The sequence below is a fragment of the Alicyclobacillus fodiniaquatilis genome, from assembly GCF_042678105.1.
GTDB lineage: Bacteria > Bacillota > Bacilli > Alicyclobacillales > Alicyclobacillaceae > Alicyclobacillus > Alicyclobacillus fodiniaquatilis.
This window is the reverse complement of sequence record NZ_JBHUCX010000075.1, coordinates 77623-83916: the sequence shown is the minus strand read 5'-3', so window position 1 is coordinate 83916 and position 6294 is coordinate 77623. Positions and strand designations below refer to the sequence as shown.

Annotated in this window: 6 protein-coding genes; 1 reads left to right on the top strand and 5 read right to left on the bottom strand. The window is 43.5% G+C overall.

What is annotated here, in order from left to right:
* Positions 1 to 479: 479 nt before the first annotated feature.
* From ACFSB2_RS19230 to ACFSB2_RS19210, 5 genes are all read right to left on the bottom strand, one after another.
* Positions 480 to 767 carry a hypothetical protein gene (locus ACFSB2_RS19230; RefSeq protein ID WP_377944714.1) on the bottom strand — a complete coding sequence of 96 codons (288 nt, stop codon included), beginning with the start codon at positions 765 to 767 and terminating at the stop codon, positions 480 to 482.
* 917 nt (positions 768 to 1684) lie between these two features.
* Complete coding sequence (locus tag ACFSB2_RS19225) at positions 1685 to 2371, bottom strand: ferric reductase-like transmembrane domain-containing protein (RefSeq protein ID WP_377944713.1); 687 nt, start codon at positions 2369 to 2371, stop codon at positions 1685 to 1687.
* Positions 2362 to 3279 (bottom strand): FAD:protein FMN transferase, encoded by a 918-nt coding sequence (locus ACFSB2_RS19220; protein ID WP_377944712.1) that lies wholly within the window; start codon positions 3277 to 3279, stop codon positions 2362 to 2364. The genes ACFSB2_RS19225 and ACFSB2_RS19220 overlap by 10 nt, the downstream gene beginning before the upstream one ends.
* Positions 3276 to 3905, bottom strand: a complete 630-nt coding sequence (locus ACFSB2_RS19215) for a peptidoglycan-binding domain-containing protein (protein ID WP_377944711.1) — start codon at positions 3903 to 3905, stop codon at positions 3276 to 3278. Before ACFSB2_RS19215 ends, ACFSB2_RS19220 begins: the two co-directional genes overlap by 4 nt.
* A gap of 102 nt (positions 3906 to 4007) precedes the next feature.
* On the bottom strand, positions 4008 to 4703 hold the full coding sequence (locus tag ACFSB2_RS19210; protein WP_377944710.1) for a hypothetical protein: 696 nt from the start codon (positions 4701 to 4703) through the stop codon (positions 4008 to 4010).
* 281 nt (positions 4704 to 4984) lie between these two features.
* On the opposite strand from ACFSB2_RS19210, the gene ACFSB2_RS19205 reads away from it, so the two are divergent.
* The gene (locus tag ACFSB2_RS19205; RefSeq protein ID WP_377944709.1) at positions 4985 to 5722 is read left to right on the top strand and encodes a VIT1/CCC1 transporter family protein; all 738 of its coding nucleotides are present in this window, start codon (positions 4985 to 4987) and stop codon (positions 5720 to 5722) included.
* Positions 5723 to 6294: the final 572 nt, after the last annotated feature.

The window sequence follows — 6294 nt, the reverse complement described above, 5'->3', positions numbered from 1 at the left end:
CCTCCGTCAAAGGGCTGCCTCTGACTAATCGCGTGCGTTCGATGTACTCCATCTAGCACATAGTTCAAACGAGGGTTCCCTTCACCGGGCTCTTTGCCTTCAGGTCCGACATTTAACCTGTTCATGCTTCAACAAATAATGGTATGACACACCTGCTGCCTACTACTCTAGGCTATTGTAGAAATGGTGTTTTATTATCGTGTTGCTCCGCGGTACAACCTATCGCCCAAATAAACCCAAGCAACTCCCTTGCTACCGCCGTGACTGCCACAGCATGCGGCTTACCCTTTGGATACCATTCGAGTGTACTTTCGGTGCAATCGATTTTGAGCTTTCCATGCAATATTTTGTTCCTTGTGGCGCATAGATACCATTACGCAATAGGAACTTGAGCAGGCGATGGCGTGCCGCCAATTGATCTTTTTTGGCGTCTTCTCGCGCTCGAACAAGATCTCGCAGTGCATCACGTCGATCCGTCTTTACACGATCCCCCTGGCGAACTGGAATGAGTGATGGAGCCACCACGATACACGTGATACCCATTGAATGAAGTTGGCGGTACCCAATCCATATCCCGTTGGCCCCGCTTCATAGCAAACCTCAAGTTGAGCGTCGCTCCCTAACTTTCCAATGAGTTTGCGGACTGCCTCTGGTGTATTGGCGATGGTACCGTGGAATCTCGGCGCTTCCCGGCCTGTGTCGGCAATTCCAATGGCAATTGTGTCCTTTGATACATCTAAACCTACGAATTTTATGTTATTCTTCACTGTAACCGGCTCCTTTTCGTATTGTGGCTCTGCACTGGTTATCCAAAATTCAGTGTAACCCACGTGCTTACGAAATGGGGCTGGCCTCGTTCATTATGACTAAAGAGCTATTAGATCGGAGTTTCGCTGTCCATATCGAAGATGCATTCCCATGTTGGATATGCGTTTGTACAGCTTGGCAGACTCGTCTTCAACTCGAGGCCAGGGGATGATCATAGCTAATTGGCATCAGCGGTTATTTTCGTTCATATGGACCTCGAAAGGAAGAAAGAACCCGTGAGGGAGAAGCATCTGATTCGGGCCTTTGTGATACACAACAGTGTCCTCGTTTTCAAGTGATCCCAATCCGTCTGGACCATCAGTAATACAGACCATTCGAGATTTGCAGTCGCTGTTGAGTGCATTACAGGATAATACGCCAGTAATCTTGGCAGGTCATTCTTACCGTGGGCTTTGCGCTCAACGATTTGCTCGTGAACATCCCAATAGCGTTTGCGGTATTGTGCTTATTCGTTTTACTATGGCGAAGGCGTGCGAATAAGTTTCATGACGCTCCCCTGTAAGCTGATAGGATGTTGCTTGAACTGCTCTGATACTTGAGCCTGAAAGTTCTGATTGACCACTTGCTCTAAATAAGCGGCCAACACCCTCATCTACATTTGTAGACCATCTCCTCTTTTACACAATCATAAGGACTTAATTGGAATGAGTCGAATGGTTATACAGAAGATGGTATATATTTGCGCGCTACTTGATGCATTACATCATTTTGCAAGTGGGAAGTTGGCTTGTGCTGACTGTATTTTATATGAATTACCATTTGATGGATATTGATGTAGTTAATTACGATTTGAATATTCAACAAGCTGTCTTGTCAGAAAAGAGGGGCTTGGGATTGCCCCTCTCACTTCTTTGATTTATATGCTCTTTTGGTAATCTTTCTGGTGGGGTTTCTTAACTTCTTTATACCGATTCTTCTTCATTCTTTTGACACACAAAATAACAAAGAGTGTAGTTGGAAACAGGTAAATGAACAATGCCCAAGGTTTATTTGAATCTGTTCCCGAAAATACCCCATGAAAGGTTACAGATAAGAACATCGGGAATGAAATAATGTGGATGGTACGCCAAACTCTCACTCCAATCTTTTCTCTAAAGTATGAACTAGCAATTAGCATTACCCAGGCATATAACGCGAGAATACCGAACGCTACAGGTATCATCCGATAGTTATCCGTAAATGGAATCAGTAAGTTTTTGATTGTCGTAGGTACGGATTTATCCATATACAGACCAAAAAGATGACAGAATAAAAAGGGGAAAACGAGAAGGGATGCATATTGGTGCATCTGAGTCATGAGTTTACGCATATTCCATCTGTCCCAAAATGAAAGCGAACTTGACGCACCAAGTAGTACTGCAATGGACAACAAACCATAAGATGTAAATCCTGCTGAGCGCTCTAAGTACCAATAGGTAGTATTCGCTGTAGCTGCAGGCGGATTAAGGACCTTGGTTGTAAAAAACGAAAATCCGACTACGGCAGCTGCTATAATGAAGGCTAAGATCAGTGGAAAGCGTTGACGCTCGTTTATCAGTTGCATGAATGTTCAACCTCCCCAGAGATTTTCACGATTATCCAATCACACTGTTTATTCATGTCAAAAAGTTGTTGAGCGGCGGAGGTACCTAATATTAATGCAGCCTTTGCTAGAATTTCTGCTTCAATAAGGCTTGGGGAAATCACTGTACACGATATAATGTCAGTGTCCGCAGGCTCGCCTAAAAACGGGTCGATAATGTGGTGAACTTTTCGCCCTTGTTTGGACCACGTTCTGCTATAAGTCCCACTGGTAGCGACACACATGTTCGACACATTGAGATTGAAAATGTGTTTATCTTCATTAAACGGATCAGTAATACCAACCACCCATGGCTGACCGTTGTTTGTTCCCTTGCAAACTAAGTCTCCTCCAGCGTTACAGATAAAATCACTGACACCATTGTTTAAAAGGTGATCTGCTGTTTGTTCTACAATCCATCCTTTTGCAATTCCACCTAGGTCTAACATATAGCCATTGTCTAAGCGTACTTCCTGGGTCATTTCATTTAATTGCAATGGTGAATGCATAGGTGGTAAATAGGGATACTGAATCCTAAAGAGTTCTTGGGTTTGATTATGAATGTCTTTGAAAGTCACACGATAACCTAAATTTTGAATCACATACCCCATAAAGGGATTAAATACCCCATTCGTTAGATCAAATTGTTCGTTCGCTAAGCGCAAGATTGTAAATGTGTCTTTCGTTACTGCAATCCATTTTCCAGTTTGTTGATTAATATGAGATAGTTCACTGTCATTACGAAATCTCGTCAATCGGGACTCCAAAGCTTCCATCCTGCTCTTAGCTGACAGAATCACATCATTCAGTGATGAAATAGGTTGGAATTTAGTGTCATCGATGATGAATTCGACGTTGGTTCCCATTGCACGAAATAAGTTCATTTTCATGGCTGGGACGCAGAAGAGCTTGTGATTGGTGGCACAGTCGGTTGACTCTGAGTCACTTTGTTCTGACTGGATGACCGAGTCGGTGTTTGATTTCTAGTGCTAGACGATGCACTACTTGAACTTGACTGCCTAGTCTGAGTATTGGTTTGCTTCGTACTTACAGTAGGTAGGGTCCTCAATTTATGAGTCTTGACCGCTTGTTTCAGTGTATTTAATGTTGGACGGTCTATTTCGCCAGTGATTGTCAAATGATAAGCCTGTTGAAATGATTTTACGGCTTGTGAGGTGACAGGCCCGTAATACTCAGTAAATGCATGATTAAAGTAACCAAGTTCATATAGCTGCTCTTGAATTGTTGTTACTTGAGAGCCTGTGGAACCTATTTTGTAAAGCGCAGAAGCAGTAGTGACTGTCTTTTCAGTCGGTTTAACTGTTTCAACTGCAGTAGTAGTCGCTTTATTTTGAATGGATTTCGCATCAGAATGAATCGATGCACTGATATTGTGCCAGATGGAAAAGAAACCACCAAAGGCTACGACGGGCATGGTCCATGACAAAGAAGCCAACCATCTACGGAATTTCCTCTCTCTACGTTGACGTTCCAGTTGCTTTTGCTCATTTGGCATCAAAATCTCACTCCTTCTCAATACGCTTCAAAGGTAGAGATGTTCATTTCAGAATGAAATTTTTCACGCGGTTCGAATGTTGCTAACATTTCATTACAAAGATCATTTTAATTTTGCATTTCGGAGTAGTGGAATCGCGATTAAGACTGCAAATACTGCTGCGATGATTCCTAAAGTGAGCGGACTTGGCAATCCATGACCAATTCGCCAATGGTGCCACGGGGCGGAAACAGGAATCATTATAATCGCAGCAATCGCCCCCACAAGTAGTCCAATGATGTTGATCCCGAGACGTCCATTGCGACCAGACACGCCTAATTGTCCATTCCAATCATTTGCAATCAGGCGCGGTACCCTTCGGATATGAGCGTAGATATGGACGGCAATTAAAGGCAGCCACAAAGCAACACTAACGGCATGAATCTTAAAAAACAGACCAGTGTGGGTAGGCCCGACAAATGCCAGCCCAAATCCACTAATGAAGACCAAAAAAGTGATAAAAACGAGGAACGGAGCTAACAGTCGGAGCCATATGTTTGGTGGGCCTTTCTGGACGAAAGCAGGCGACCTCGTATAGAAACGGAAAAAACGATATCCTGTGCTGCACATCTTTACGATCAGTGGTCCAGACAAAAGCACGCCCACAAAAATGTGAACTGAGATCAGTGAGTGTAAGTTCGCTGTGATGACAAGTTCTGTCACAATGAGTACAAATAGCACAGCGCCTGCAAGCGCAGTTAATCGTTCGTTACAGACGACAGCTGATTTTTTTTTCGCAATAATCTTAGGTTGATTCATCAATTCCGTCGCTCCAATCACTTTTGAGAAAACATGATATTAAGCTTCGATTTTCTGGAATTTAGTATTAAGTATAGTAGTGAATTCTCAAATAAAGATTTGAGAGGAGAATAGCCAGATTGCCCAAAATGCAGGATGAATGGTTCTTAGCTCGGGCAAACTTATATCGTTTGGATCAGTCTTATGTGTGATACAGATGTATCTAATAGATCAAATTATCGTTGACTTAGAATCAGTCTAAATCCGATACTGGCATTGTATAAAGAAGCGAGGTGATATGTATGGCGACTCTTTCCGCTTCAAAACGGCTAGACGAGGTTTTAGGGAAGGATCACAAGCACAATGTATCAGATTGGATTGGCGACGCTATATATGGCGTTAACGATGGATTAGGTGCCATTTTTGGCATTATTGCAGGGGTAGCAGGTTATACATCTAACAGCCACACGATATTAATCTCGGGCCTATTTGGAGCATTAGCGAGTACCTTATCGATGGGGGCAGGCGCATGGCTGGCAACTAAGTCGGAGAATGAACTTATGGACACAACCATATCTCGGGCGCGAAGGTCGATTGAAACTCAACGTGAACGTGAACTTGAAATCTTGTCGCTTATCTATCAAGTAAAGGGTTTTAATGAAAAGGACGCTCAGTATATCGCCAAGACCATTGCCAAGGACGAAAAAATGTTTCTTCAGACCGTTGCACAGGAGAAACATGGACTTCATGAATCAGCCAAAGGAAACCCATGGTCATCGGCGACATCAGGCTCGATATCTACACTGATTGGAGCAATCGTTCCCTTAATACCATTCTTTTTTATCGGTGGCAGGGTGGCCTTAATCCTAGCTGCGATCATATCAATTTTAGCCCACTTCGTAGTTGGGGCGCTAAAAAGTCTAGTCACCGTTCGTTCTTGGTGGTCAAGCGGTTTGGAAATGACGATTGCAGGAATTATTGTTGGTGTTGTTTCCTACGCACTAGGACTATTGGGCAATGTCATATTTGGAATAGGTTAACTAAAAGTTATTTCTTTGTTGTACGGATTGTGAGGCAGCACAAAATATGTTGCTCCTATAAACTCAGCACATTAGGTGTATAGTGAATCCAAAAAAGGTGAACAGAAATTATTAGTTTGCAGTTTACCATATTATAAACAATTCTGTGCGGTAAGCACGTCGATTGGGATTACGGAAGGGCTCCAAATGGCTCGGCGGGAACTGCAGATCCTGTTGGGGCAGTACGATTTGCCATACGAGCAACTAGAACACCGCTTGAGAGTCTAATTTGCACCATGTGATTTAGCAGTTTTGTTAAGGCAAAGCCAGACAAACGAAGCGCGGAGCGCGACACTGAACATTCCTTGAGGGCAACGACCCTGGCGGGCAGCACAGCTGGCCTCCACCCTTCGATAGGTGGAATGATGGAATGTAAGGCCAGAAATGGACCCTGTGAGGCGTGAGAGGGTAGACCTCGGAGGTAGAAGTGGAGATCCAAAATCGATACCATAAATTTCAAAAAGAGCACAGCCCTTATTTGAACGTACCCTAACGGCTGAAAGGGCTATGAAATCGCGGTATTCCAAGCCAAA

Coding starts and splice junctions, on each gene's coding strand:
- ACFSB2_RS19205 (WP_377944709.1), top strand. CDS start 4,985: ATGGCGACTCTTTCCGCTTCAAAACGGCTAGACGAGGTTTTAGGGAAG.
- ACFSB2_RS19210 (WP_377944710.1), bottom strand. CDS start 4,703: ATGAATCAACCTAAGATTATTGCGAAAAAAAAATCAGCTGTCGTCTGT.
- ACFSB2_RS19225 (WP_377944713.1), bottom strand. CDS start 2,371: ATGCAACTGATAAACGAGCGTCAACGCTTTCCACTGATCTTAGCCTTC.
- ACFSB2_RS19215 (WP_377944711.1), bottom strand. CDS start 3,905: ATGCCAAATGAGCAAAAGCAACTGGAACGTCAACGTAGAGAGAGGAAA.
- ACFSB2_RS19220 (WP_377944712.1), bottom strand. CDS start 3,279: ATGAAAATGAACTTATTTCGTGCAATGGGAACCAACGTCGAATTCATC.